This is a genomic window from Halomonas sp. JS92-SW72, assembly GCF_003547075.1.
Taxonomy (GTDB): domain Bacteria; phylum Pseudomonadota; class Gammaproteobacteria; order Pseudomonadales; family Halomonadaceae; genus Halomonas; species Halomonas alkalicola.
In genome coordinates, this window is record NZ_CP032147.1 from 2,318,123 (window position 1) to 2,342,923 (window position 24,801).

Below are 24,801 nucleotides of genomic sequence, written 5' to 3' on the forward strand. Positions count from 1 at the left end.
CCCGGGGAGAAGCGCCGGACGGTATGGGTTGAGCAACATCAAACCGGTCTACCCACCTCCTTGTCATACCATGAAAATAGTCCGGAACCCCGACCGACGCCATGGACGATACCTGCTTCGCCGACCTCGCCCCTTCACGCCCCAGGAGCGCCTCGCCCACGCCACCTGAAGAGGGCCTTTTCCAGTTCCACCAGCGCGAACAGGATGACGCCGAAGGCCAGGATACTGGCCCACTCCTTCGCGCCCAGGGGTGCGGTGCCGAACAGGAACTGCAGGGGTGGGGCATAGGTGAAGAGCGCCTGCAGGACCACCAGCACGCCCACCGCCACCAGCACCGCCCGGCTGCCCAGCAGGCCGGCGCGGTTCCAGGCGGGCTCGAGGATGTAGCGGCTGTTGAAGAGGTAGGCGATCTCGCCCATCACCAGGGCATTGATCGCCACGGTCCGAGCCAGCTCAATCTCCACGCCCTGCCGCTCCATCCACAGGAAGTGGCCGAACGTCCCCGCCAGCAAGAGCAGCGAGACGAACAGCACGCGCCAGATCAGGAAGCCCGACAGGATCGGCGCGCCGGGGACACGCGGGGGTCGGCGCATGACGCCGGGCTCGGCGGGTTCGAAGGCCAGGGCCAGGCTCAGGGTCACGGCGGTGACCATGTTCACCCACAGCACTTGGGCCGGCAGCAGCGGCAGGGTCAGCCCCAGCAGCACGGCGGCCATGATGGTCAGCGCCTCGCCGCCGCTGGTGGGCAGGATGTAGAGGATCGCCTTGCGCAGGTTGTCGTAGACGGTGCGGCCCTCCTCCACCGCGTGGGCGATGGAGGCGAAGTTGTCGTCGGCCAGCACCATGGCGGCGGCCTCTCGGGCGGCCTCCGAGCCCTTGATGCCCATGGCGACACCGACGTCGGCACGCTTGAGGGCCGGGGCGTCGTTGACGCCGTCGCCGGTCATGGCCACCACCTGGCCGCCCGCCTGCAGGGCGCGGACCAGGCGCAGCTTGTGTTCCGGCGTGGCGCGGGCGAAGACGTCCACCTCACGCACCAGGGCCGCCAGCTCCCCGTCGGAGAGCGGCTCCAGGGCATGCCCCGGGACGACCCCGCCCGCGGTGCGAATACCGAGCTCGTCGGCGATGGCCCGGGCGGTCACCGCATGGTCGCCGGTGATCATCTTGACCACGATGCCGGCCTGCTGGCACTGGCGCACCGCGTCGATCGCCTCCTCCCGGGGCGGGTCGATGATGCCGCACACCGCCACCAGGGTCAGGCCGCCCTCCTCGACGTCGGGGAAGGCCAGGGTGCGGCGGCCTTCCTCCATGGGCTTCAGGGCCACGGCCAGCAGCCGCTGGCCCCGGGCGGCGACGGCGTCCATGCGCCGCTCCCAGCGCGGCCTATCGAGGGAGCGGTCACCATCGCGGGTGCGCTCACGATCGCAGACGGCCAGCACCCGCTCGGGCGCGCCCTTGAGGTAGAGCAGGCACTGGCCGCCCTCATGATGGTGGTGAAGGGTGACCATGAACTTGTAGAGGGATTCGAAGGGGATCACGTCATCGCGGGGATAGTGTCGGGCGACCTCCCGGGCATCCAGGCCCGCCTTGAGCCCGGCGACCACCAGCGCGCCCTCGGTGGGGTCGCCTTCGAGATGCCAGCCCCCGCTCCACCGCTGGAGCTCGGCATCGTTGCACAGCAGGATGGCGCGCAGCGCTTCGGCCAGCACCGGGTGCTGCTCGAGCGCCACCTCCTCGCCGGCATGGTGGATGCCGCCATGGGGCGCGTAGCCCACCCCGCTGACCTCGTAGCTCTCCTCTGCCGTGAGCAGGGTCTTCACAGTCATCTCGTTGCGGGTCAGGGTGCCAGTCTTGTCGGTACAGATGGTGGTGACGGAGCCCAGGGTCTCCACCGCCGGCAGGCGGCGGATGATGGCGTTGCGCACCGCCATGCGCTGCACGCCGATGGCCAGGGTGATGGTCATGATCGCCGGCAGGCCCTCGGGAATGGCCGCCACCGCCAGGCTCACGGCCGCCAGGAAGGTCTCCAGGAGATCATAGTGGTGCCCCCAGTAGCCGAAGGCGAAGGTGATGGCGGCGAGCACCACGATGGCCCCCGACAGCCAGCGCCCGAAGGTGGCGATCTCGCGCAGCAGCGGCGTCGTCAGGGTCTCCACCTCGCCGAGCAGCGTGGAGATGCGCCCGATCTCGGTATCCGCGCCGGTACTCACCACCACCCCGCGCCCCTGCCCGAAGGCGACCAGGGTGCCGGAGAAGGCCATGCCGCGGCGGTCGCCGAGATCGGCCTCGGCGTCCACGGCGCCGGTCTGCTTGTCCACGGCCACCGATTCGCCGGTGAGCATCGCCTCGTCGATACGCAGGTTGTGGCAGCGCAGCAGCCGCAGGTCGGCGGGCACCCGGTCTCCGGCCTGCAGGAACACCAGGTCGCCCGGCACCAGCTGCTCGGCGGGCACGGTACACCGCTGCCCATCGCGCAGCACCAGGGCCCGGGGGGAGAGCATGCCACGGATCGCCTCCAGGGCCTGCTCCGCCTTGCCCTCCTGGACAAAGCCGACGATGGCATTGATCACCACCACCCCGAGGATCACTCCGGTGTCGACCCAGTGCTGCAGCAGGGCCGTGCCCAGCGCGGCGACCAGCAGCACATAGATGAGCACGTTGTGGAACTGGCGCAGGAAACGCCGCAGCGGACCGCTGCGCGGCGGTGCCGGCAGGCGATTCTCGCCGTGGCGCGCCAGCCGTTCGGCCACCTGATCGCCGCTCAGTCCCTGTTCCGAGGCGGCAAGTACCGCGAGCACCTCGGCAGGCTCCCGGCTGTGCCAGGCGGGCTCGCCACGCGATGCATCTTTCATGCCGCCGCCCCCCACCGCGTCACATGGCGTTCATCCGGCATCGTCCCGCAACGCTCAAGCCCCATGGTGTCTGTCGCCTCCTGCCGGCCCATCGCCCTCTGTGGACCCGCCCTCGCCCCCGGCCAACTTTGCTTGTCGCACACTCCCGTCCGGCCAGACAAGCCGGCTTGCCGAAAAACCCCGCCTTCGCGCATGCTGCTCCCTGCTATCCACTCGCCGGAGAGATCTCATGCCTCACCCCCACCACGGCTTCATCGGCTTCATCGGCATTGGCCTGATGGGCGACCCCATGACCCGCCGGCTGCTGGAGGCCGGCTTCGATGTGACCGTCTGGAACCGTACCCCCGCCAAGGCCGAGTCGCTGGGCCAGGCCGGCGCCCGGGTGGCCGCTAGCGTCGGCGAGTTGGTGGCCAGCGTGGACCTGGTGATGCTCTGCCTGGCCAATACCGCCGTGGTGGAGCAGGTGGTGTTCGGCGAGGGCGGCGTGGCGGCGCATGGGCGTCCGGGCCAGACCCTGATCGACCTCTCCAGCAGCGACCCGGCGGCCACCCGCGACTTCGCCGCTCGGCTCGAGGCGCAGTGCGGGATGCGCTGGATCGACTGCCCGGTCTCAGGCGGCGTGGCTGGCGCCGAGGCCGGCAGCCTGGTGATGATGGCCGGCGGCGAGGCGGACGCCATCGACGCCATATGCCCGGCCCTCGCCCCCATGGCCGCCCGGGTCACCCACATGGGCCCGGTGGGCGCCGGCCAGGTCACCAAGGTGTGCAACCAGATGGTGGTGGGCTGCCAGGCCGCGGTGCTCGCCGAGATGGTAGCGCTGGCCGAGGCCAGCGGCGTGGAGGCCACCCGGCTCGTCGAGGCGCTCTCCGGGGGCTTCGCGGACTCGAAACCCTTCCAGATCCTCACCCCGCGCATGGCGGCGAGCGACTTCGCCGACCCGCCCTGGCACTTGCGCACCCTGCTCAAGGACCTCGACCTGGCGGTGGCCCAGAGCCAGCGCAGCGGCAGCGCCACCCCCATGAGCGCCCTCGCCGCCCAACTGATGCGCGCCCATGCCACCCGCGGCCACGCCGAGCACGACCCGGCAATCCTGGTGGAGGCCTACCGCCCACCGCAGCGGGGGTGATTTGTCGCCATCGCCGCCCTTCCGTACACTTGTTCGAAAATCCCCATTCCTGACGATCTGTCGAGGCACACACTCCATGGCGTTTGATTCCACTGCGACCTATGTCGCCACCGAGGCCCTGAAACAGGCGGTCAACGCCGCCGTGACCCTGGAGCGCCCGCTGCTGATCAAGGGCGAGCCGGGCACCGGCAAGACCCTGCTGGCCGAGGAGCTGGCCCGCTCCCTGGGCACGCGGCTGATCACCTGGCATATCAAGTCCTCCACCAAGGCCGCCCAGGGGCTCTACGAGTACGACGCGGTGAGCCGCCTGCGCGACTCCCAGCTGGGCGTCGAGGGCGTGGAGAACGTCGCCAACTACATCAAGCCCGGCAAGCTGTGGGAGGCCTTCACCGCCGACGAGCGGGTGGTGCTCTTGATCGACGAGGTCGACAAGGCGGACATCGAGTTTCCCAACGACCTGCTCCACGAGCTGGATCGCATGGCGTTCCACGTCTTTGAAACCGGCGAGACCGTGACCGCGCGCCACCGCCCGATCATCGTGATCACCTCCAACAACGAGAAGGAGCTTCCCGACGCCTTCCTGCGCCGCTGCTTCTTCCACTACATCGAGTTCCCCGACCGCGCGACCATGCAGGCCATCGTCGACGTGCACTTCCCCGACATCGCCCCGAAGCTGGTGGGCGAGGCGCTGGAGGTGTTCTTCGCGCTGAGGGAGGCCCCGGGCCTCAAGAAGAAGCCCTCCACCTCGGAGCTGGTGGACTGGCTGAAGCTCCTGATGGCGGACGAGCTGGCCCGAGAGGCGCTCTACCACCGCGACCCGGTGAAGGCGATCCCGCCGCTGGCCGGGGCGCTGGTCAAGAACGAGCAGGATACCCAGCTGCTGGAGCGGCTGGCCTTCATGCTGCGTCGCCAGGGCAACCAGAGGCGCTGAGCCATGTTTATCGGCCTGTTCGAGACCCTGAAGCGCGCCGGGGTGCCGGTGTCGCTGCGCGAGCTGCTCGATCTCCACGCCGCGGTGGAGCGCGGCGTGGTGTTCGCCGACATGGAGGCCTTCTACCAACTGGCGCGCACCGTGATGGTCAAGGACGAGCGGCACTTCGACCGTTTCGATCGCGCCTTCGCCGCCTGGTTCGAGGGGCTAGAGAACCTCGACGCCGCCATCGAGGCGCTGATCCCGGACGACTGGCTGCGCCGGGAGTTCGAGAAGCAGCTCTCCGAGGAGGAGAAGGCACAGATCGAGTCCCTGGGCGGGCTCGAGAAGCTGATCGAGACCTTCAAGCAGCGCCTCGAGGAGCAGAAGGAGCGCCACGCCGGCGGCAACAAGTGGATCGGCACCGGCGGCACCAGCCCCTTCGGCGCCTACGGCTACAACCCCGAGGGCATCCGCATCGGCCAGGAGGGCTCCCGCCACCGCCGGGCGGTGAAGGTATGGGACGAGCGGCGCTTCCGCGACTACGACGACTCCCTGGAGCTTGGCACGCGTAACATCAAGATGGCGCTGCGAAGGCTCAGAAAGTTCGCCCGTCAGGGGGCGGCGGAGGAGTTCGACATCGACGCCACCATCCGCGAGACCGCGCGCGACGCCGGCCTGCTCAACGTGCAGATGCGCCCGGAGCGCCACAACGCGGTCAAGGTGCTGCTGCTGCTGGACGTGGGCGGCTCCATGGACGACCACATCCGCACCTGCGAGGAGCTCTTCTCCGCGGCGCGTTCGGAGTTCAAGCACCTGGAGGCCTACTACTTCCACAACTGCCTCTATGAGGGGGTGTGGCGCAGCAACGCACAGAGCCAGTCGCGTCGCCACACCGAGCGCATCCCGACGATGGACGTGCTGCACACCTACGGCGAGGACTACCAGGTGGTGATCGTCGGCGATGCCGCCATGTCGCCGTATGAAATCACCCACCCAGGGGGCAGCGTCGAGCACTTCAACGACGAGGCAGGCGCGGTTTGGCTCAGGCGCCTGGTCGACAAGTTCCCCCGCCTGGCCTGGCTCAACCCCATGCCGCGGCGCGCCTGGGAGTTCACCCACTCCACCCAGCTGATTCGCCAGCTGATCGACGACCGCATGTACCCCATGACCCTCGAGGGGCTGGAGAGCGCCATGCGGGACCTGGCCCGGTAGCGGTCGTCGGGGCCTGCGGCCGCTAGAGGGTCTCCCCCGCCGCGGCCCCGGGCAGGTAGTGGATGACGTCATGGAAGCGCAGCGGCGCCTCGCCGAGGCTGCGCATGACGTGGTGGCAGTCCGCCTGGAAGCGCAGCGCCTCTCCGGGCCGCAGCCGCTGCTCCTCCGCCTCGCCCAGGGTCAGGCCCAACTCCCCCTCCAGCACTACGATGTGCTCCACCACTCCCGCGGCGTGGGGCGAGGACTCGCTCGCCGCCCCGGGGGCCAGCGCGATCTCGAACATCTCGAAGCCCAGCAGGGGGTCATAGGGAAAGATCACCGTCGCCTGCATGCCCAGGGCATCGCGCCCCCACCGCGTCTCGCCGGCGGGTCCCGCCTCGCCGCCCGGCGCCCCGAACAGCGACGAGAAGGAGACCGAGAAGCCGCTGGCGATCTTCCACAGCGTCGACACCGTGGGGCTCGATTCGCCCCGCTCGATCTGCCCGAGCATCGCCTTGCTGACCCCGGTGGCCCGAGCGGCCGCCTCCAGGCTCCAGCCCCGCGCCTGGCGCAGGGCCTTGAGCCGCTGCGCAATATGAGTGGCGATCTCCTGCATGGAGAATCCTCCCGAAACGACTTGTGCGCTATAACGCACGATGGTAGGGTGTCGCCCATTGTACGTCATAACGCACGGCCGGCGACAGCAGGGAGGAGCCCGAGATGATCGAATACCGCGATACCCCCGCGATGCGGGACGCGCCGGCGCGCTCGGTATGGCGGGACGTCAGCGCCTCCACGCTGGTCACCGGGCTGGTGGCGGTGCTGGTGGGCTACGGCAGCTCGGCGGTGATCATCTTCCAGGCCGCCGAAGCCGCGGGTGCCAGCGACGCCCAGATCGGCTCCTGGTTGTGGGCGCTGGGCATCGGCATGGGGCTCACCTCGCTGGGGCTGTCGCTGCGCTACCGGATGCCGATCCTCACCGCCTGGTCGACCCCGGGCGCCGCCCTGCTCGCCACCAGCCTGCCGGGCGTGCCCATGGAACAGGCAATCGGGGCCTTCCTGTTCTCGGCGGCGCTGATCACCCTGTGCGGGGTGACCGGCCTGTTCGGCGCCCTGGTGAAGCGTATCCCACCGGCGCTGGCCGCCGCCCTGCTCGCCGGCGTACTGCTGCGCTTCGGTATCGAGCTCTTCGCCACCCTGGCCACCGCCTGGCTGCTGCCGCTGGCCATGCTGGCCAGCTACGTGCTGGGGCGGCGCTTCGCGCCCCGCTACGCCATCGTGCTGGTGCTGCTGGTGGGGGTCGGCCTCACCGCCATGCAGGGTGAGCTGAGCCTTGACGGGGTGAGCCTCGCCCCGACCCTGCCGGTCTTCACCGCCCCGGCCTTCTCGCTCGCTACCCTGGTCGGGGTCGGGATCCCGCTCTTCGTGGTCACCATGGCCACCCAGAACCTGCCGGGCATCACGGTGCTTAGGGCCGCCGGCTACCGGCCCCCCACCTCACCGCTGATCGGCTGGACCGGGGCGGCCACCCTGGGCCTCGCCCCCTTCGGCGGCTTCGCGCTCAACCTGGCGGCGATCAGCGCCGCGGTGTGCATGGGGCGGGAGGCCCACGAGGACCCGTCGCGGCGCTACACGGCGGGCGTGGCGGCAGGCGTCGGCTACTTGGTGCTGGGGGTATTCGGGGCCACGGTGACGGCTCTTTTTGCAGCGCTGCCGGGCGCGCTGATCGCCGCCCTGGCCGGACTCGCGCTGCTCGGCACCATCGGCAACGGCCTGGCTGCGGCGATGGCCGACGAGCGCCAGCGCGATGCGGCCCTGGTGACCTTTCTCTTCACTGCCTCGGGGGTCACCCTGCTCGGCATCGGGGCCGCCTTCTGGGGGCTGGTGGCGGGAATGGCGGCACTGTGGCTCGGTACCGGCCGTCGACCCGCCGGGCGCCCTCTCACCCAGGAGAAGGCGACTCAGGATAAGCAGGCAGCGACCGGCTGAGCCCTACATAAGCCGCCGCCGGGGATGTCCGATCAGGCCTCGCCGTCGGTGGCGGTACCGAGCCGCACCTCGTCGTCGATGCCGGCCATGCGCACCAGTGCCAGCGCCTCGTCCAGGCTCGCGACCTCCTCGACCCTCATCAGCTCGCTGTCCAGGCTCACCGCCTTGCCGGTCTTCTCGGAGAGCAGCCGCTCCAGGGAGGCGACGTCCATGCCCTCCTCCAGCCGCATGGCATCCACGCCGGCCGAGGTGTGCCCGCTGGGCAGGTAGATGGTGCCGTTGGAGAAATCGACCGCGTAGGCGACCACGCCGGGGACGATGAAGAAGAGCAGGCCGACGCCGTTGGCGATCGCCACCACCGGGTCGATGCGACCGCTCACCTGCCCCTTGCGCTCGGGGTGGAAGACGGTGCCGCAGCCCACCAGGGCGGTGATGGACACACCGAGGAGAAGACCGGTCAGGCCGCGACGGAGAGCGGGAGTCATGCGGAAACCTCCATGAAAGGGGGGAGCCGTGGCGCCGAGCGAGGACATGCGTGACTCGGCGTCGCCTGGCAAACCAGCGAGAGTCTATCACACCCCGTCCGCAGGCCCAGTCGCGGGAAAACCCGACGGATGACGCCCTTTTCACGGTCGCTTTTGCCGCCTCCCGCGCTTGGCCGTACAATGCGCCCATTCGCCGCCACGACGGCGGCCCGCCATCTGCTGACCGAGGAACCCCGGGACCCATGCGCGCCACTCAACTGCTGATCGCCACCCTCAAGGAAACCCCCGCCGACGCCGAGGTCATCAGCCACCAGCTGATGCTGCGGTCGGGAATGATCCGTCGCCTCACCTCCGGCCTCTATACCTGGCTGCCGGTGGGCCTGCGCACCCTGCGCAAGGTCGAACAGATCGTGCGCGAGGAGATGGACCGTGCCGGCGCCCAGGAGGTGCTGATGCCGGCGGTGCAGCCGGCCGAGCTGTGGCAGGAGTCCGGCCGCTGGGAGCAGTACGGCCCGGAGCTGCTGCGCCTCAAGGATCGCCACCAGCGAGACTACTGCGTCGGCCCGACCCATGAAGAGGTGATCACCGATCTGGTACGCCGCGAGATCGCCAGCTACAAGCAGCTGCCGGTCAACTTCTACCAGATCCAGACCAAGTTCCGCGACGAGATCCGTCCGCGCTTCGGGGTGATGCGCTCCCGCGAGTTCATCATGAAGGACGCTTACTCCTTCCACGTCGACGAGGCCTCCCTGAAAGAGACCTACCAGGCGATGTACGATGCCTACACCCGCATCTTCACCCGCCTGGGCCTCGAGTTCCGCCCGGTGCTGGCCGACTCCGGCGCCATCGGCGGCGACCGCTCCCACGAGTTCCACGTGCTGGCCGACTCCGGTGAGGACGACATTGTCTTCTCCAGCGACTCCGACTACGCCGCCAACATCGAGAAGGCCGAGGCGCTGCCGGCGCCGCTGGGCACCACCCCCGAGCGCGCCGCCCCCGCCGAGGAGCTGCGTCTGGTCGATACCCCCGACGCCCGCACCATCGCCGCCCTGGTGGAGCAGCACGGCCTGCCCATCGAGAAGACCATCAAGACCCTGATGGTCCACGCCGCCGAGGGCGGCCTGATCGCTCTGCTGGTGCGTGGCGACCACGAGCTCAACGCCATCAAGGCCGAGAACCTCCCGGAGGTGGCGGAGCCGCTGACCATGGCCAGCGAAGAGGAGATCCGTGCCGCGGTGGGCGCCGGCCCCGGCTCGCTGGGCCCGGTGGGCCTCGCGATGCCGATCATCGTGGATCGCAGCGTGGCGCTGATGAGCGACTTCGGCGCCGGCGCCAACGTCGACGGCAAGCACTACTTCGGCATCAACTGGGAGCGTGACGTCGCCCTGCCCCAGGTCGCCGACCTGCGCAACGTGGTGGAGGGCGACCCCTCCCCGGATGGCCACGGTATCCTCTCCATCAAGCGCGGCATCGAGGTGGGCCACGTCTTCCAGTTGGGCCGCAAGTACAGCGAGGCGATGGACGCCAGCGTGCTCGGCGACGAAGGTCGCGCCCTGCATCCCTGGATGGGCTGCTATGGTATCGGTGTGACCCGGGTCGTGGCCGCCGCCATCGAGCAGAACCACGACGAGGCCGGCATCATCTGGCCCGACGCCATCGCCCCCTTCCAGATCGCGCTGGTGCCAATGAACGCCCACAAGTCGCAGCGGGTGCGCGAGGAGTCCGAGAAGCTCTACGGCGAGCTGACCGCCGCCGGCTTCGAGGTGCTGCTGGATGACCGCGACCTGCGCCCGGGCGCCAAGTTCGCCGACCATGAGCTGATGGGCCTGCCCCACCGCCTGGTGGTCGGCGATCGAGGCCTGGACAAGGGTGAACTGGAGTACAAGGGACGCCGTGACAGCGATGCCACCATGGTACCGGCCGAGCAGATCCTCGACTTTCTGCGCGAGCGCATCAGCCCCTGACGCGCACCGCCGCGTGAAGCGCGCCATCGCGCTCACCGCGCTCTGCCTGGCCGCCGCCTCCACGGCGGCGGCCAGCGATGACAGCTTCCTGGCCGCTCTGGACGCCGACCGACGCCCCCTGGTGGTCCAGGCGCTGCCCCCCACGCCCGCCTCCCTGCGCACCACCCTCGACGACAGCCTCGCCACGCCCCGCGACCCGACCGAGATCTGGGCGGCGCGCCAGTGGCAGAGCGCCATGGCGCCCTCGCTGGCACGCTTCGTCAAGGACGAGGCGCTGCGCGGCGAGCTGCTGCAGCGGGTCTACCTGGAGGCGCGCCTGGCCAACCTGCCGCCGGAGCTGGTGCTGGCGGTGATCCAAGTGGAGAGCGCCTTTCGCGCCGACGCGGTCTCCTCCGCCGGCGCCGTGGGCCTGATGCAGATCATGCCCTTCTGGATCCGCGAGCTGGGCCTGCCCGCCGACGACCTCAAGGACCCGTGGCGCAACCTGCGCTACGGCACCACCATTCTGGCCCACTACCTGGCGGTGGAGCGCGGCGACTTCACTCGGGCGCTGGCCCGCTACAACGGCAGCCTGGGCCAGACCTGGTACCCGGAGCGGGTGATGCGCGTCTGGCAGCGCCACTGGCGCGGGCCCGTGGAGAACGGACGGGTCACCGTGCAGCGCTGACGCTGCGCCGCCTCCGCCACAAGGAACCAAGGAAGGAGTCACCATGGCGCCGCAGGAACGCGACCCCACCCCACCCTCACCGGTCAGCGTCATTGCGCAGGACTACCGCCGCCTGCGGCGTGGCCTGGCGCTGCTGCTGAGCCTCGCGGTGCTCTTCATCGTCGGCATCCTGCTGCTGGCGGCCGGCGAGCAGAACCGCCAGCAGGCCCGCCACACCGAACAGCAGATCGCCGTCCAGCTCTCCCAGATTCACCAGCGCCTGGCCGGCGTGGTGATGGACTATGCCGTCTGGGACCTCAGCCACCTGGCGATCCACCGGCCCGAGGGGCCGGACCTCGACTGGCTCGAGGTCGAGATGGGCACCAACCTCCATGACAACCTGGGCATCGACCTGGCGCTGATCGTCGCTCCGGGCGGCGAGGTGGTATGGGAGGTGCGCGAGGGCGAGATCCTTCCGCCGCGTCGGCGCAGCCAGCGACTGCCCATCATACCGCCCGACCAGGCGGCGGCGACCACCTTCCTGAGGCTGGACGGCGAGCTGCTGATGATGGTTGCCGCCCCGATCCAGCCGGAGAGCCCGCACCACCCTGCCGCTTCCGACCCCCACCAGCTGCTGTTTGCCTATCGCCTGGCGCAAGGCCCCCTGGCTCAGCTGCGCGCCACCTCGGGGCTTGCGGACCTCCGCCTGCTGGACGCCCCGGCAGCCGAGGGCGAGGGGCTGGCGCTGCAAGGTCCCGAGGAGACGCCCGCGGCCTGGCTGGCCTGGACCCCAGCGGCACCGGGCACCCTGATGGTGCGCCGCTCGCTGCCCTGGCTGATCATGACCCTGCTGGGGCTCGGGATCCTCGGCACCGGGTTGTTTCGTCACCTGGGCCGCCAGGCCGAGGCCAGCCTGTCCACCATCGCCGAGCTGCGCCAGACCCATGCCCGGCTCGCCGACCAGCAGCGCGCCTGGCACGGCCTGCGCGACATGCAGCTCGATGAGGTGGACGAGGAGCGCTTCATCGAGGCCTTGCTGGCCCGCAGTGCCGAGCTGCTCGATGTGGATGACGTCAACCTCTGGGTGATGGAGGGAGAGCGGCTGGTCTGCGCGGCCAGCCTTCGCAAGCCGGCACTGGTCGGCCAGGGCCTGGGGGGGCACCGACTGCAGACGTACCTGGCGCAACTGCGCCACCATCCGGCGCTGGTGACCGACGACGCCCAGAACGACCCGCGCCTCGTCGACCTGGCACCCTATCTGAGGCAGCAGAAGATCACTTCGCTGCTCGATATCGGTCTCTTCCTGGCCGGCGAACTGCGCGGGGTGCTCTGCTGCGAGGATCACCGCTCACGCCGCTGGCGCGACGACGAGGTCAACGCCCTGATGGGCCTGACGGGACTGCTCACCCAGTTCGCCGAGTCCCTGCGGCGCCGCGAGGTGGAGCTGAGCCTGGACCGCCAGCTGAACCATGACGAGGTCAGCGGACTGCCGACCCTGCGCGGCCTCGACGAGACGATCTCCCCCCTCCTGGAGCAGGGTGAGTGCCAGGTTGGCATCCTGCATCTCAAGGGGCTGACCCAGATCAATGACACCCTGGGCACCGCCATGGGCGATGCCGCCTTCCACGCCGTGGGGCGCCTGCTGAGCCGTCGCCTGGCGGCCCCCGCCCTCGCAGGGAGCGCCGCTCGGCTGCCCGCCAACCGCATCCTGCTGCTGCTGCCCGGCGCCGACTCCTCGCTGCGCCAGCAGGCTCTGGAGGACCTGCTCGAGGAGCTCGATGGACGGGAGTGGCTGGGCGCTCAGCAGGCGGCCAGCCTGCGCTTCACCCTGGGCCTGGCCAGCTGCCCCCGAGACGGCCACGACATCCACCGGCTGCTGCAGCGGGCCGAGCTGGCCCTGGACACGGCCCGGGATATGCCAATACACCACCTGGCCCGTTACGAGCCCGCCATGGGGGAGTGGCAGGCCCGTGTCAGCCGACTCGAGCGGGAGCTGCGCGAGGCGCTGACGCGTCGCGAATTCCGACTCCACCTGCAGCCGCAGTTCGACGCGACCGGGCGGCTGCACGGCGCCGAGGCGCTGCTGCGCTGGGAACACCCCGAGCGGGGGCTGCTGGCGCCGGGGGTGTTCATCGCCGAGGCCGAGCACAGCGGGCTGATTCGTCCCATCGGCAAGTGGGTCCTCGACGAGGCCCTTGGGCTATTGGCCGGCCCGCTGCGTGACAGCGACCTGGTGGTGGCGGTCAACGTCTCGGTGCAGCAGCTGCGCGACGACGCCTTCACGCAACGGCTGTCCGAGGCCCTCGCGAGCCGCGCTGTACCGGCGTGCCGGCTGGTGCTCGAGGTGGTGGAATCGATGCTGGTCACCCCGGAGATCCGCCGGCGCCTGGAGTCGCTGCAGGCGCTGGGGGTGCCCATCGCCCTGGACGACTTCGGCACCGGCTACTCCTCGCTGCGCTACCTCCAGCAGCTGCGCGTCCATGAGATCAAGCTGGATCGTGCCTTCATCGAGCCGCTGAAGCACGCCGACGACGCGCCCCTGGCGCGCTCGATCATCGCCATGGCCCAGGCCCTGGAGCTGCAGCTGGTGGCCGAGGGGGTGGAGACCGAGGCCCAGGCCGATTTCCTGCGCCGCCATGGGGTGACGCTGATGCAGGGCTACCTGCTGGCCCGACCGGAGCCGGTGGAGGCCTTCCTGGCCAGGGTCAGGGGCAGTCGCTGACCATGCCGGCCGGGCTCACCAGCTCGGCGGCGGCGAGCCCCGCCAGCAGGGCCTGGACATCCTCGAGCACCCTGGCCCACGGCAGCCCGAAGTGCTCGCCCAGCAGCTCCGCCAGCTCTTCGGGGCTCAGGGGTTCATGGCGCAGCAGTTGCCAGATCAGCCGGCCGGTGGGGTTGAGCCGGTGGATCGCCCCGCTGGCCACCTCCACCAGGAAGAGTTCGTCGTCCAGCGGATAGTCGAGGACGCTCTGCTCGGGCGCCCAGCAGCCGTCCGGCAGGGGCCCCATCGACAGCGTCGGGCGCGCCACCAGGCTGGCCGCCGGCAGCGCTGCCGGCAGGGGCCCGCTCAGGGCCTCACCCAGGGCCCTGACCGCCGCCAGCGGCTCCGAATAGCGCAGCAGCAGACAGGGAATCTGCCCCATCAGCGGCAGGAAGCGCTCCATCAGGGCCTCGCTCGCGGTCTCAGGGGCAAAGTTCTCGCACAGCAGCTGCAGCAGCCCCTCTCCCGGCGCCAGCCGGCTGAGCGCCGGGGCCACGGCCTCCTCGTCCCGCGCCAGCAGCACCACGGCACCCAGCGGGCGAACCTCGCCGTGGGACGCCAGCCGGCCAGGCGGCGGCACCACGTAGCGGTAGCGCCTGTCGGCAGGCCCGGCATGGCGCTCGGCGTAGTCGAGGAAGCCGGGGGCGAAGCTCTCCGGCAACGGCAGGCGCAGGCGGGGAGCGATGCCCAGCGCCATGCCCTCGCCCTCCGGCGTCAGGGCCAGCACATCATCACCGAATACCCGGAAGCCCGCGGCGGCGAAGGCGGCCGTCAGGGTGCTCTTGCCCGCCCGGTGGGAGGCCGGAAAGATCACCAGGCGCCCGTCGACCTCCACCGAACCGCCATGCAGCCCGATGCTGTCGGGATGGCGGTCGAAGTATTCGCCGACCAGGTCGGCAATCAGGCTGCAGGCGGCCTCGGTGGGGGTGGCAAGAAAGAGGCCGTCCGGCAGGGCCGGCGAGTGCTGGCGGTACCCCCGCCCCTCGCGACCAAGCCGGATCGGCGGGGGCGCCCCCTCGGCCTCGACCACCTCGACAGGCCACCCCGCCATCGCCGCCCTAAGGGCATCGAGGACCTCGGGACAGTCGCTCAGACGCAGCACCCGGCCGAGGCCGGCCAGGCACAGGTCACCTGAGGCGACGGCCCTCACCATCGGGGGGTGACGGAGACGATCAATCGGATCCCGCTGCGCTCATCATCGCGACGGTAAGCGCGATCGCGATAGTCGACATCGCGGCGGTCGCGACGATAGCCGCCGCTGGGTCGCGAATAGCTCGGGCGGGAGTAGCTCGGGCGGGAGTAGCTCGGGCGGGAGTAGCTCGGGCGGGAGTAGCCGGGGCGGCTGAAGCTCGGACGGGAGCGTCGGGAGTGCTGGGCCTGTGCCTGGCCGAGGCTGAAGAGGGTCGGTGCGACATAGGCGCCGGCGATCCCGATGCCCAGGGTCGCCAGCAGCCGGCGTCGGCTCTGGCGCTTGCACTCGTTCGGGCTCTCGGTGTCACGCTGGACAGTCATGGCGGGCTCTCCGGGTTATCGAACAGCGTTCATTCTAGCGCTGCCCAGCCCCGCTTCACAGCCGACCAGGGGGACCTGGCGATGATCGCGGCCGGGTTCCGCGAAGCCTGCACATTCTGCCCGGGGCCGTCGGTCAAGAACGACAGGCGAAAAAAAGCCGACCCAAGTGGGTCGGCTACAGGGGGGATGACTCCCCCCTCCCCTGACGACTCTTGATGCAGCTGGCTTCAGTGCTTCTTCTTGCGATGATCCCGCACGATGAAGGTAATCCAGCCACCCATGAAAGCGATCATCATCGCGACGGTGACCAACCCGAAGATTACGGCGTCATCCAGATACATGTTCGTGTCCTCCCGTCTCGATGTGTTGAGAGGACTTTAGCCCGGGGAGGCGGGAAAAAACCTGACCTGCATCAAATTCGCCTCCGCGACCCTGCGGGGGCGGGACGAATATTGATGCAGGTCAGTTTTCACAGCACCTTCTTGTCTTCGACGCTGGCGTGGTCGGTGCCGGGAGGCAGCGGATGGCCCTTGGCCAGCTCCGCGCGTGTGGCGTCACGCACCTCGAGCACCTCCAGCCGATAGCGCAGGGTCCGGCCCGCCAGCGGATGGTTGGTGTCGATCAGCACGCTTTCATCGCGCACCTCCAGCACCGTGACCACCTGGGGGCCGGCCTCGCCGGGGGTCTGGAAGCGCATCCCCGGCGCCAGGTCGCTCACCGGGAAGGCGCCGCGGCCAACCTCGCGCACCAGCGCCTCGTTGCGCAGCCCGTAGGCCTCCGCCGGCATCAGGGTCACGCTCAGTTCGGCGCCCGCGGCCTGGCCCTCCAGGGCACGCTCCAGCCCCTCGACGATATTGTGGTGGCCGTGGAGGTACTCCAGGGGCTGCTGGCGGGCACGGGAGTCATCCAGCAGCGCGCCGTCGGCGGTATCGATCAGGGCATAGTGCAGGGTCACGACCCGCTGGGGGGCGATCGTCATGGCAGTCTCCTCGGACAGGAAAAAGGGGGCGTGATGCTCAGCTGCGGCGCAGCTGGGCCACCGGTACCTCCAGGCGCTGCTGGCGGTGCAGCAGGTTGAGCAGCACGATGGCGCGCTCCTCCCCCTTGTGGCTGGCAAAGACCGCCTGCAGGTCCTTGAAGGGCCCCTCGGTGATGGTCACCGGCTCGCCGGTGCGGAAGTAGAGGTTGGCGGTGGCATCGTCGCGCTCGCTGCCATGCTCGCGCAGGGTGGTGATCAGCGCATCGCTCACCGCCACCGGCATGTCCCCGAAGCCGACCAGCTTCAGCACGCCGCGGGTCGAGCGGATCGGGCGCCAGTTGCTGACCAGCCGGTCGAGATGAATGAACAGGTAGTAGGGGAACAGCGGCTCGCTGACCCACTCGAGCTTGCCGCGGCGCTTCTTCTGCACCTCGAGCACCGGGTGGAACACCTCGTAGCCCTGGTTGGCCAGGTGCTCGGCAGCACGGAACGACTCACCGCCCTTGCACTGGATCACGTACCAGCGGGGGACGGCCTCGTCGCCGGACTCAAGGGTCGCATCGTTCTCGTTCATGGGACTCCCGACAGGTAAGGCTGGACGCTGGTATCACCGCCCGGGCTCTGCAACAATCGGCGCGATGTCCGGGCCCCCGGCCCGGCAGCCGGATTCTACCATCGATGGTGACCGCCTGTGACGGCCCGCCGTCCGGGTGGCTCGCAAGGAGTGCCCTGCCCGATGCCAAGCCCCATGCCCAGCCCAACGCCCCATCGCAGCTGGCGCGACGCCCTGGCGATCTACCTGCGTGCGCCGGTGATCACCATGCTGTTCCTCGGCTTCTCGGCCGGCCTGCCCTTCCTGCTGGTGTTCTCGACCCTCTCGGCCTGGCTGCGCAGCGACGGGGTCGAGGTGGCCGCCATCGGTTTCTTCTCCTGGATCGGCATCCTCTATTCGATCAAGTTCTTCTGGGCGCCGGTGGTGGATCGCCTGGCCCTGCCGCTGCTGACCCGCACCTTCGGCCAGCGGCGTGGCTGGATGCTGCTGGCCCAGGCGATGATCGCCGCCGGCCTGGTGGGGCTGGCCAGCCTCGACCCGACCCGCAACCTGGCCATGGTGGCGGGTTTCGCGCTGCTGGTGGCCTTCGGCAGTGCCACCCAGGACATCGCCATCGATGCCTTCCGCATCGAGTCGGCCCCGGACGACATCCAGGCGGCCATGGCCTCCACCTACATCATCGGCTACCGCGGCGGGCTGCTGGCGGCCGGTGCCGGCGCCATGTACGTGGCCTCCTGGCTCTCCTGGGAGGCGGCCTACCTGACCATGGCTGCGCTGGTGGGCATCGGGGTGGTCACCGTGCTGCTGCGGCCTGAGCCTGCGCGCCTGTCGCTCACCACCCAGCTGATCCACGAGCCGAAGGTGCGCGCCTTCCTGCGCGCCAGCCGCGGCAAGCCGCGCCAGCTGCGCCGCCTGGGCGCCTGGGTGATCGGCGCCATCGTCTGCCCCTTCACCGATTTCTTCAGTCGCCACCGCCTCAAGGCGCTGTGGCTGCTGGTGTTCATCGCCGTGTTCCGGATCAGCGACCTGGCCATGGCCTCCATGGCCAACCCGCTCTATATCGACATGGGCTTCTCCCTGGCCACCATCGCCAACGTCACCAACGTCTTCGGCATCGCCATGAGCGTGACCGGGGGGATCCTGGGGGGGCTGTTGGTGGCGCGCTACGGCATCGGGCCGATCCTGGTGCTGGGGGCGGCATCTGCCACCTTGACCAACCTGCTGTTCGCCGCCCTGGCCCTGGCCGGCCAGAGCCTGCCGATGCTGGTGATGGCGATCGTCGGGGATAACCTGGCCAACGGCCTGGCCAGCGCGGTGTTCATCGCCTTCCTCTCCAGCCTAACGTCAAGGGCGTATACCGCGACCCAGTACGCGCTCTTCTCGTCGCTGATGACCCTGCCGGGCAAGTTCCTCAGCGGCTTCGGCGGGCTGGTGGTGGCCGCCGAGGGCTACGCCACCTTCTTCGTGATCGCCACGGCCCTAGGCCTGCCGGCCATCGCGCTGGCGATCTGGATCAGCCGCGACCGCGACCTGGTGCCGGCCCCGCTGGCCCGCGGGACCTGACAGCTTAAGCACGGCTGGCCCTGCGGGCGCCGGGAGACTAGCGCTCGTCGAGCCAGGCCTGCAGCCAGGCCAGCGCCCCGGGGGTGGCTCGCCACTGGTCGCGCATCAGAGTGCGATACTGCCACGCCTCCGCCCGGGAACCCGGCTCGGCCACCCCGTCGCCGCCGACGGCGGGCAGCGGGCGGGGGCTGTCGGCGCACAGCAGGGCCAGGGCATGGCCGTTGTGTCGACGGGCCTCCTCCAGCGCCTCGGCGGCCTCGGCCTGACGCTCGAGCCGATAGAGCGCCAGCGCGCGGCCCAGCAGCAGGCCCAGCGCCGCCTCGCCCAGCTCCTCTCCCGCCGGCGGATGGCTGACAGCGAGCGCCTCGTCGTCGCGCCCGTCGCGCAGCAGTTGGTCGAGCACCAGCTCCCGGAGTCCCAGGCTATCGTGGTCATCCAGCGCCAGCAGGCGCTCGGCGAGCCGCCGGGAACGCTGGCGTGCGCCGCGTTCCATGCCCACCACCAGCGCCAGGCCGGTGCGCAGCAGCAGGGCGTTGTCGGCATCGTCCCAGGCCAGGGTGCCGGGCCCCTCCCCGGCCGCCTGGTCGAGCCAGCGCTCCAGCCGCTCGGCCAGGGGCACGAAGAGGCTCGGGGCCATCCAGGGCAGGCTGCCGAACCGGGTGGTGAGCGCCAGGGCCAGGCCCTGGAGTACCGCCGGGGCATCGAGCCACTCGGGGTGGGCACAGAGCTCGGGCAGCCACTCGCCGGCCGCCGGCCAGGGGTCATCCTCCAGCCCCAGTGGCGACTCGCTGACCGCCTCCGCCGGGAAGCAGGTGCGCCAGGCCGCCGTGAGGGCCCGCTCACGCTCGCCCTGGTGGTATTCGAGTCGCCCCTCGTCGCTGCGGGCAACCTGCAGCGGGGGGGCGGTGGGCAGCACCTCCAGCAGGGCCTGCAGCGACGCCAGCGGACCGGCCAGGTCCTCCTCGGCGTTGAGCAGCTGCTCGGCCAGGGTGGCCCCGGGGTTCTCGGCCAGATCGGCCAGGAACTCCAGCTGGTCGGGATCCAGCTCGCCCTGGCGGGCGAGGCGGCGGAACCAGAAGCGAGCCCGCTCGGCAGCCTCCTCCTCGTGTCCCTCGTGGAGCAGCAGCATCGCCTCGATATAGGCCAGGGTCGGTGAGTCCGGCAGCGCCTGCTGGGCACGCACGAAGGCGGCCCGGGCACTGTCGAGGTCGTCGGCGTCGAGATGCATCAGGCAGAGGCGCTCCAGGGCCACTCCCCTCAGGAACAGCGGGCCCTGCTCGAGCACGGCGTCGAGGAGGGCCTCACGCTTGTGACGGAAGCCGCGCTCCTGGTAGAGGTCGATGAGGATCTCGAAGGCGGGCTCGGCCTGCTCCGGCAACCGCGACCAGTCGCCGCGCTCGAACAGGGATTCGAGGATCTGCTGGGCTCGACCGCGCTGGCCGGTCTCGGCGGCGATCAGCCCCGCCTCGAGCAGCGCCTGGGCCGGGGCGCGACCGCTCTCCAGGGCCGCCTTGAGGGTATCGCCCTTCCACTCCCGCAGCGACAGCATCCACATCAGGTGGCCGGGCACCGGACCGGGCAGGCGCACCGCCCCGCAGCACTGCTTGGTCTTGCGGCCGGAGTCGCACCAGCAGGGCTCGTTGCGGCCCGGGCGCGCCAGGGGTTCGCAGGCGAAGCCGAGGCGTTCCAGCGGCGTCTGGGACCACAGCTCCGGTGCCAGCGCCTGGGCCATGGGCAGGTTGCCACCCACCAGCGCCGGGCCCTCCTCGCGGGCCCAGGTCATCAGCGCCGGATAGCGCTCGTCGCGGCGAATCGCCTTGAGGGCTCCCGAGGCAAACCCCAGCAGCTGTTCGACCCATACTGCCAGCATGGCACTCTCCACCGTCCGGAAAACGGCACAGTCTACCAGCCCGCCTGGCGGCTGGGCAGCCGCTCAGCGCCGCGCCCACTCCAGCAGCGGCCGGGTACGGGCCTGCATGTCGAGCCTTGCGCCCAGGCGCACCAGGTTCCAGTAGTGGCCGTTGAGGGTGCGCGACAGCAGCAGGGTCTCCGCAGGCGGCTGCAGGCGGTCCATGGCGGCCCACACCTTGGGGGTGAGGTCGCGCAGGCGGCGGTGCACCCGCACATCGCCGAAGTCCTGCTCGCCGGGCGCAAACAGCGGCGACACGGCCTCGGCGGATTCCCGGTAGAGCGCCAGCGGGGCACCCTGCCCCTGGCGGCCACCGAGCCTGAGCAGCGCCTCGTCCATGGCCATGGGGTCAGCCGCCAGGGTCGCCTCGAGCAGCTGCATCATGGCGCGCAGGCGCGGCTCGGGGACCGGGATCACCGCTCCCAGGTCGTAGATCACCAGGCGCCCCTGCGCGTCGACGGCGAAGTTGCCGGCGTGGGGATCGGCGTGGAGCTCGCCGTGGGTGAAGAGCTCCTCGGTGAGCCAGTCGGCCAGGGTCACCGCCACGCCCTGACGCAGGGCAGCGTCGCCCGATTCCAGGTCGCGCAGCGGGGTCCCCGGCACATAGCGCATGGCCAGCACGCGCTCGCCGCAGAGCGCGGGCAGCGGCTCGGGGATCACCAGGTTCTCGAGGTGGGCATAGCGCGCCCGGTAGCGGGCCAGCGCCTCCGCCTCGGCGCGGTAGTCCAGCTCGCCGCGCAGGCTGGCGGCGAGCTCCTCGAAGAGCGCATCGAGGCGCGCCTGGGGCACCTTGAACCAGCGGCCCAGCCGCATCAGCCGGCGCACCTGGGCCAGGTCACTCTCCAGCACCTCGGCGAGCCCCGGGTACTGCACCTTGAGCACCAGGGTCTCGCCGTCCCGGGTCACGGCACGGTGCACCTGCCCCATGGAGGCACTGGCGAAGGGACGCTCCTCGACCTCGCGGAACACCGCGTCGAGGTCGCCATACTGGGCCACCAGGCTCTCGCGGATGCGCGGCCAGGGCATGGGCTCGGCCTGGCGCTGCAGGCGAGCGAGCTCCTCGGCCAGGTCGGGGGGCAGGAGGTCATCCCACTGGGCCATGATCTGGGCCAGCTTCATGGCCGGCCCCTTGAGCTCGGAGAGCCCCTCGAACAGCGCCTCGCCCAGGGCCCGCCAGTCCGCCTGGCCGCCCAGCCGGGTGCGGATCAGCGCCCCGCCGGTCCGGGCCCCCAGTCCCAGCAGCCGTCTCGTCCTGCCTCGTTCGCGCATGCTGTCGCTCCGCTCGTTGGGGTCGAAATATCGATACAAGGATTGTACATCAAAATCATCTCGTGACACCTGGCCAGAGTCACCGCCGGCTGGAAGAATATCCAGACTACCGCCGAAGAGCCTGCCATGCGCCTGATCATCGCCGAGAAGCCCAGCCTCGCCCGTGCCATCGCCGACGCCCTGCCCGGTGCCCCCCGCAAGCAGGAGGGCGCCATTGCCGTGGGCGACACCGTGGTGACCTGGTGCCTGGGCCACCTGCTGGAGCAGGCGCCGCCGGACGCCTATGACCCCGCCCTCAAGCAGTGGCGCCTCGATAGCCTGCCGATCCTGCCCAGCCGCTGGAAGCTGACACCACGCCCGAAGGCGCGCGGCCAGCTGGCGGTGATCCGCGGCCTGCTCAAGTCCGCCCGGGAGGTGGTCCACGCCGGCGACCCAGACCGCGAGGGCCAGCTGCTGGTGCAGGAGGTGATCGAGCACCTGGGCTGGAAGGGGACGGTCCTGCGCCTGCTGGTCAGCGACCTCAACCGGCCGGCGGTGCAGCGCGCGCTGGCCCGCCTGGAAGACAACGCCCGCTATCAGCCGCTCTATCGCGCCGCCGAGTCGCGCTCCCGGGCCGACTGGCTCTACGGCATCAATCTCACCCGGGCCTGGACCCTCACCGGCCGCCAGGCGGGCCACGACGGGGTGCTCTCCGTGGGCCGGGTGCAGACGCCGGTGCTCGGGCTGGTGGTGCGCCGCGACGCCGAGATCCGCGACTTCACCCCCCACCCCTTCCACGTGCTGTGGGCGGACCTCGCGGTGGCCCGCGGGACGCTGCGCGCCTGGTGGGCGCCCGGCGAGGGCCAGCCCCTGGACGACCAGGGGCGGCTGCTCGAGCGCGCCCCCGCCGCCGCCCTGGCCGACCGGCTGCCCGGCGCCGAGGGGCGGCTCACCTCGCTCGAGACCCAGGAGAAGCGCCAGGCCGCCCCGCTGCCCTACTCCCTCTCCGCGCTGCAGGTGGACGCGGCGCGGCGCTACGGGCTCTCCGCCAAGGCGGTGCTGGATACCTGCCAGGCCCTCTACGAGCGCCACCAGCTGATCACCTACCCGCGCTCCGACTGCCGCTACCTGCCCCAGGAGCACTTCGCCGCCGCCAGGACCACCCTGGAGGGCGCCTGCCGGGCGGACGACACCCTGCGCCAGTGGCTGGCCGGGGCCGACTTCACGCGGCGCTCGCGGGCCTGGAACGACAAGCAGGTGGGCGCCCACCACGCCCTGGCCCCCACCGGCCGGCCCATGGACCCCGCGCGCCTCTCGGCCACCGAAGCCAACGTCTTCCGGCTGATCGCCCGCAACGTGCTGGCCCAGTTCTATCCCCCGCTCGCCACCCGGGAGGTGAAGGCGGAGTTCCAGATTCTCGGCGAGGCCTTTCGCGCCCGCGGCCAGGAGATTCTCGAGGCGGGCTGGAAGCCGCTCTTCACCACCCGCGACGAGGCGCCGCCGCTGCCGGCGCTCAGCGAGGGCGAGGCGTGCCGGGTCGTCGAGGCCGCCGTGGAGGATCGCGAGACCCGCCCCCCGGAGCCCTTCAACGATGCCAGCCTGATCAAGGCGATGATGAACATCGCCCGCTACGTGGACGACCCGGCGGTGAGGCGCACCCTGCGCGAGCACGACGGCCTGGGCACCGAGGCTACCCGCGCCGGCATCATCGAGACCCTGGTGGAGCGCGGCTACCTGGTGCGGCGCGCCAAGGCGCTGCGTGCCACGCGCCTCGGCAGCGCCCTGATCGCCTCGCTGCCCGAGGCGGCCAGCCGCCCGGAGCGCACCGCCCTGTGGGAACAGCGCCTCTCGGCCATCGCCGAGGCGGGCGCCGACCCCGCGCCCTTCCTCGGCGACCTGATCCGCGACCTGCACGGCCTGCTGGCCAGCGCCGACGCCGGCCGCCTGCGCCAGGCGCTGACCAGCGCCCGCGGCGAGGAGCCCGCCCCCGGGGGGCGCGCCCCGGCCAGACACCGAGGCACGGCCTCCCGTCGCCGCAGCGGAACAGGTAGCGGCACCCGACGCCCGAGCCGCAAGCGGAGCGGCTCATGAGCCGCCAGGACGCCCACTGGATCGTCGGCCCCGGCGCCCTGGGTCGACTGATCGGCCTGCGCTTGGCCACCCGTCCGGGCCCGCCCATGGCGGTGACCCTGATCGGACGCCGACGCCTCCCCGTCGAGCAGACGCTGGTCACGCCCCAGGGGGAGGCCCTCGGGGTAAGCGTGGCCACCGCCACCCTGGGGTCGCTGCCGGCCGACCCGCCCGGCGTGGTGCACCTGACCACCAAGGCCTACGGCGCCGAGGCGGCCCATGCCGCCCTGGCCCCCCACCTGCCTGCCGGCACGCCGCTGGTGCTGTGGCAGAACGGCTTCGGCTGCCAGCCACGCCTCGCGCTGCGCCACCACGGCCCGGTGCTGTGTGCCACCACCACCGAGGGCGCCTATCTCGAGGCCGGGCCGGCGAGCGACGGCCGGGTGGTCCACGCCGGCCGCGGCGAGACCCTGATCGGAACGCTCGACGACGCCAGGAACGCTCGGCATGCCGCACTCGCCAGGGCCCTGGCCGGCGAGATTGCCACCGCGCTCAGCGACGCCGGGCTGGCCGCCCGAGCGGTCGACGATATCCACCGGCGACTGTGGCACAAGCTCGCCGTCAATGCCGCCATCAACCCGCTGGTGGCACGCTTCGGCATCCGCAACGGCCAGCTGCGCGACCGCCCCTTCCGGCCCATGGTGGAGGCGATCATCGCCGAGGTGGCGACGATCCTGGCCGCCGAGGGCATCGCCCCGCCCGACGGCGCGGGGGGCATGAAGGGGCGAGGGGAGGCGCATGCCCGGGACCTCGAGGCATGGCGGGACCTGGTATGGCGAGTGGTGGAGGCCACCGCCGGCAACCGCGCCTCCATGCTGCAGGACGTGCTGGCCGGACGGCCTACCGAACATGAAGCGATCCTCGGTCCGCTGCTGGCCGCCGCCGATGCCCATCGGCTGCCGGCCCCGCGCCTGACGGAACTGGCGGACTGGCTCAGGGCCCGGGAAGTGGCGGGCTCGAGCGACACTTGCTAGGCTACC

20 protein-coding genes are annotated in these 24,801 nt (G+C 70.9%); 10 read left to right on the forward strand and 10 right to left on the reverse strand.

Annotated features, from left to right (window positions below; all coding sequences use genetic code 11):
- Nucleotides 1-134: 134 nt before the first annotated feature.
- Nucleotides 135-2,852: a cation-transporting P-type ATPase gene (locus D1793_RS10875; protein WP_119022188.1), complete on the reverse strand. Its 2,718-nt coding sequence runs from the start codon at nucleotides 2,850-2,852 to the stop codon at nucleotides 135-137.
- Between the two features lie 229 nt (nucleotides 2,853-3,081).
- Between D1793_RS10875 and D1793_RS10880 the strand changes: the two genes are divergently transcribed.
- The 3 genes from D1793_RS10880 (at nucleotide 3,082) to D1793_RS10890 (ending at nucleotide 6,103) form a co-directional block, all read left to right on the forward strand.
- Complete coding sequence (locus tag D1793_RS10880) at nucleotides 3,082-3,978, forward strand: NAD(P)-dependent oxidoreductase (protein WP_119022189.1); 897 nt, start codon at nucleotides 3,082-3,084, stop codon at nucleotides 3,976-3,978.
- A 76-nt stretch (nucleotides 3,979-4,054) separates the two neighbouring features.
- The gene (locus D1793_RS10885) at nucleotides 4,055-4,909 is read left to right on the forward strand and encodes a MoxR family ATPase (protein WP_119022190.1); all 855 of its coding nucleotides are present in this window, start codon (nucleotides 4,055-4,057) and stop codon (nucleotides 4,907-4,909) included.
- A 3-nt stretch (nucleotides 4,910-4,912) separates the two neighbouring features.
- Nucleotides 4,913-6,103: a VWA domain-containing protein gene (locus tag D1793_RS10890; protein WP_119022191.1), complete on the forward strand. Its 1,191-nt coding sequence runs from the start codon at nucleotides 4,913-4,915 to the stop codon at nucleotides 6,101-6,103.
- 22 nt (nucleotides 6,104-6,125) lie between these two features.
- Here the strand turns inward: D1793_RS10890 and D1793_RS10895 are convergent, their stop codons facing one another.
- Nucleotides 6,126-6,698 carry an XRE family transcriptional regulator gene (locus D1793_RS10895; RefSeq protein WP_119022192.1) on the reverse strand — a complete coding sequence of 191 codons (573 nt, stop codon included), beginning with the start codon at nucleotides 6,696-6,698 and terminating at the stop codon, nucleotides 6,126-6,128.
- A gap of 104 nt (nucleotides 6,699-6,802) precedes the next feature.
- Between D1793_RS10895 and D1793_RS10900 the strand changes: the two genes are divergently transcribed.
- Nucleotides 6,803-8,071, forward strand: a complete 1,269-nt coding sequence (locus tag D1793_RS10900) for a benzoate/H(+) symporter BenE family transporter (RefSeq protein ID WP_276110357.1) — start codon at nucleotides 6,803-6,805, stop codon at nucleotides 8,069-8,071.
- A 32-nt stretch (nucleotides 8,072-8,103) separates the two neighbouring features.
- Here the strand turns inward: D1793_RS10900 and D1793_RS10905 are convergent, their stop codons facing one another.
- Nucleotides 8,104-8,556 (reverse strand): hypothetical protein, encoded by a 453-nt coding sequence (locus tag D1793_RS10905; protein ID WP_119022193.1) that lies wholly within the window; start codon nucleotides 8,554-8,556, stop codon nucleotides 8,104-8,106.
- A gap of 242 nt (nucleotides 8,557-8,798) precedes the next feature.
- Between D1793_RS10905 and D1793_RS10910 the strand changes: the two genes are divergently transcribed.
- From D1793_RS10910 to D1793_RS10920, 3 genes are read left to right on the forward strand one after another with little or no spacing between them, the layout of a single operon-like run.
- Nucleotides 8,799-10,520 (forward strand): proline--tRNA ligase, encoded by a 1,722-nt coding sequence (locus tag D1793_RS10910; RefSeq protein WP_119022194.1) that lies wholly within the window; start codon nucleotides 8,799-8,801, stop codon nucleotides 10,518-10,520.
- 13 nt (nucleotides 10,521-10,533) lie between these two features.
- A complete protein-coding gene (locus D1793_RS10915) occupies nucleotides 10,534-11,187 on the forward strand; it encodes a lytic transglycosylase domain-containing protein (RefSeq protein WP_346426380.1) in 654 nt (217 codons plus the stop codon).
- Between the two features lie 43 nt (nucleotides 11,188-11,230).
- Nucleotides 11,231-13,888, forward strand: coding sequence for an EAL domain-containing protein (locus D1793_RS10920; protein ID WP_119022196.1), 2,658 nt, complete (start codon nucleotides 11,231-11,233; stop codon nucleotides 13,886-13,888).
- Here D1793_RS10920 and D1793_RS10925 read toward each other — a convergent pair.
- The 5 genes from D1793_RS10925 to rfaH form a co-directional block, all read right to left on the reverse strand.
- Complete coding sequence (locus D1793_RS10925) at nucleotides 13,872-15,080, reverse strand: PqqD family protein (RefSeq protein ID WP_119022197.1); 1,209 nt, start codon at nucleotides 15,078-15,080, stop codon at nucleotides 13,872-13,874. The two genes, D1793_RS10920 and D1793_RS10925, sit on opposite strands and share 17 nt — an antisense overlap.
- Nucleotides 15,074-15,439 (reverse strand): hypothetical protein, encoded by a 366-nt coding sequence (locus D1793_RS10930; RefSeq protein ID WP_119022198.1) that lies wholly within the window; start codon nucleotides 15,437-15,439, stop codon nucleotides 15,074-15,076. The genes D1793_RS10925 and D1793_RS10930 overlap by 7 nt, the downstream gene beginning before the upstream one ends.
- 227 nt (nucleotides 15,440-15,666) lie before the next feature.
- The gene (gene ccoM, locus D1793_RS20025; protein ID WP_276110359.1) at nucleotides 15,667-15,780 is read right to left on the reverse strand and encodes a cytochrome c oxidase subunit CcoM; all 114 of its coding nucleotides are present in this window, start codon (nucleotides 15,778-15,780) and stop codon (nucleotides 15,667-15,669) included.
- A gap of 128 nt (nucleotides 15,781-15,908) precedes the next feature.
- On the reverse strand, nucleotides 15,909-16,418 hold the full coding sequence (locus D1793_RS10935; protein WP_119022199.1) for a peptidylprolyl isomerase: 510 nt from the start codon (nucleotides 16,416-16,418) through the stop codon (nucleotides 15,909-15,911).
- Between the two features lie 37 nt (nucleotides 16,419-16,455).
- On the reverse strand, nucleotides 16,456-16,992 hold the full coding sequence (rfaH, locus tag D1793_RS10940; protein ID WP_119022200.1) for a transcription/translation regulatory transformer protein RfaH: 537 nt from the start codon (nucleotides 16,990-16,992) through the stop codon (nucleotides 16,456-16,458).
- A 174-nt stretch (nucleotides 16,993-17,166) separates the two neighbouring features.
- Between rfaH and D1793_RS10945 the strand changes: the two genes are divergently transcribed.
- Entirely contained in the window at nucleotides 17,167-18,534 is a 1,368-nt protein-coding gene (locus tag D1793_RS10945) for an MFS transporter (RefSeq protein WP_110067987.1), read from the forward strand.
- Nucleotides 18,535-18,571: 37 nt separating this feature from the next.
- Here the strand turns inward: D1793_RS10945 and D1793_RS10950 are convergent, their stop codons facing one another.
- Nucleotides 18,572-20,404, reverse strand: a complete 1,833-nt coding sequence (locus D1793_RS10950; protein ID WP_119022201.1) for an SEC-C metal-binding domain-containing protein — start codon at nucleotides 20,402-20,404, stop codon at nucleotides 18,572-18,574.
- A gap of 63 nt (nucleotides 20,405-20,467) precedes the next feature.
- On the reverse strand, nucleotides 20,468-21,712 hold the full coding sequence (locus D1793_RS10955) for an AarF/ABC1/UbiB kinase family protein (protein WP_119022202.1): 1,245 nt from the start codon (nucleotides 21,710-21,712) through the stop codon (nucleotides 20,468-20,470).
- A 126-nt stretch (nucleotides 21,713-21,838) separates the two neighbouring features.
- Here D1793_RS10955 and D1793_RS10960 point away from each other — a divergent pair, with 126 nt between their 5' ends.
- Nucleotides 21,839-23,782, forward strand: coding sequence for a DNA topoisomerase III (locus D1793_RS10960; RefSeq protein WP_119022203.1), 1,944 nt, complete (start codon nucleotides 21,839-21,841; stop codon nucleotides 23,780-23,782).
- A complete protein-coding gene (locus D1793_RS10965) occupies nucleotides 23,779-24,795 on the forward strand; it encodes a 2-dehydropantoate 2-reductase (RefSeq protein WP_119022204.1) in 1,017 nt (338 codons plus the stop codon). The genes D1793_RS10960 and D1793_RS10965 overlap by 4 nt, the downstream gene beginning before the upstream one ends.
- Nucleotides 24,796-24,801 lie beyond the last annotated feature (6 nt).

Bases quoted from the DNA above. Each gene is read 5' to 3' on its own strand.
- D1793_RS10950 (WP_119022201.1), bottom strand. From the start codon at position 20,404: ATGCTGGCAGTATGGGTCGAACAGCTGCTGGGGTTTGCCTCGGGAGCC.
- D1793_RS10965 (WP_119022204.1), top strand. From the start codon at position 23,779: ATGAGCCGCCAGGACGCCCACTGGATCGTCGGCCCCGGCGCCCTGGGT.
- rfaH (WP_119022200.1), bottom strand. From the start codon at position 16,992: ATGAACGAGAACGATGCGACCCTTGAGTCCGGCGACGAGGCCGTCCCC.
- D1793_RS10945 (WP_110067987.1), top strand. From the start codon at position 17,167: ATGCCCAGCCCAACGCCCCATCGCAGCTGGCGCGACGCCCTGGCGATC.
- D1793_RS10905 (WP_119022193.1), bottom strand. From the start codon at position 8,556: ATGACTCCCGCTCTCCGTCGCGGCCTGACCGGTCTTCTCCTCGGTGTG.
- ccoM (WP_276110359.1), bottom strand. From the start codon at position 15,780: ATGTATCTGGATGACGCCGTAATCTTCGGGTTGGTCACCGTCGCGATG.
- D1793_RS10955 (WP_119022202.1), bottom strand. From the start codon at position 21,712: ATGCGCGAACGAGGCAGGACGAGACGGCTGCTGGGACTGGGGGCCCGG.
- D1793_RS10890 (WP_119022191.1), top strand. From the start codon at position 4,913: ATGTTTATCGGCCTGTTCGAGACCCTGAAGCGCGCCGGGGTGCCGGTG.
- D1793_RS10900 (WP_276110357.1), top strand. From the start codon at position 6,803: ATGATCGAATACCGCGATACCCCCGCGATGCGGGACGCGCCGGCGCGC.
- D1793_RS10910 (WP_119022194.1), top strand. From the start codon at position 8,799: ATGCGCGCCACTCAACTGCTGATCGCCACCCTCAAGGAAACCCCCGCC.
- D1793_RS10875 (WP_119022188.1), bottom strand. From the start codon at position 2,852: ATGAAAGATGCATCGCGTGGCGAGCCCGCCTGGCACAGCCGGGAGCCT.
- D1793_RS10880 (WP_119022189.1), top strand. From the start codon at position 3,082: ATGCCTCACCCCCACCACGGCTTCATCGGCTTCATCGGCATTGGCCTG.
- D1793_RS10885 (WP_119022190.1), top strand. From the start codon at position 4,055: ATGGCGTTTGATTCCACTGCGACCTATGTCGCCACCGAGGCCCTGAAA.
- D1793_RS10935 (WP_119022199.1), bottom strand. From the start codon at position 16,418: ATGACGATCGCCCCCCAGCGGGTCGTGACCCTGCACTATGCCCTGATC.
- D1793_RS10895 (WP_119022192.1), bottom strand. From the start codon at position 6,698: ATGCAGGAGATCGCCACTCATATTGCGCAGCGGCTCAAGGCCCTGCGC.
- D1793_RS10920 (WP_119022196.1), top strand. From the start codon at position 11,231: ATGGCGCCGCAGGAACGCGACCCCACCCCACCCTCACCGGTCAGCGTC.
- D1793_RS10925 (WP_119022197.1), bottom strand. From the start codon at position 15,080: ATGGTGAGGGCCGTCGCCTCAGGTGACCTGTGCCTGGCCGGCCTCGGC.
- D1793_RS10930 (WP_119022198.1), bottom strand. From the start codon at position 15,439: ATGACTGTCCAGCGTGACACCGAGAGCCCGAACGAGTGCAAGCGCCAG.
- D1793_RS10960 (WP_119022203.1), top strand. From the start codon at position 21,839: ATGCGCCTGATCATCGCCGAGAAGCCCAGCCTCGCCCGTGCCATCGCC.